Origin of the sequence: Pseudoalteromonas sp. c7(2019) (genome assembly GCF_011378625.1) — a bacterium.
Classification (GTDB): domain Bacteria; phylum Pseudomonadota; class Gammaproteobacteria; order Enterobacterales; family Alteromonadaceae; genus Pseudoalteromonas; species Pseudoalteromonas arctica.
Window position 1 is genome coordinate 1 of sequence record NZ_WTKS01000074.1, and the last position, 481, is coordinate 481.

1 protein-coding gene is annotated in these 481 nt (G+C 39.5%); it reads right to left on the reverse strand.

What is annotated here, in order from left to right; all coding sequences use genetic code 11:
• Positions 1 to 458 (reverse strand): LysE family translocator (locus GQR38_RS20070; RefSeq protein ID WP_346774269.1); only part of this gene is annotated, 458 nt, incomplete at its 3' end.
• Between the last annotated feature and the right edge of the window lie 23 nt (positions 459 to 481).

A 481-nucleotide genomic window follows, 5' to 3' on the forward strand; every position in this document is an offset into this window, starting at 1 on the left:
GTCGTTAACCGTTGTGCAATACCGACACCAAGGTAAGCCCATAAACTGATCGCAATAAATCCATTTAAAGCAAAGCACAACATGATCCATAAACCTGATTCAAGGTATTGTTCGCCTGCTAACGTAAAAGTACTGATACTCCCGACACACATTGCCCACGCTTTAGGGTTTACAAACTGAAAACAAGCAGCACCTAATATAGTCATAGGTTTAGTATTTGTTTGTGCGTTATTGATTGAACCAGGATCTGTCGATGCTGTAGTGATTTTCCAAGCAAGCCAGAACAGATAAAGGCTGCCTAATACTTTTAATACATTATAGATATCAGGATAACGTTCAAGCACCGCACCTAACCCCAGTAAAACTGACGCCAATAAACTAGCAATACCTAATAAAATACCAAAGACATGCGGTAATGTCTTTTGATAACCAAACTGAGCACCCGATGCTAATAACATAATGTTATTAGGTCCAGGTGTCA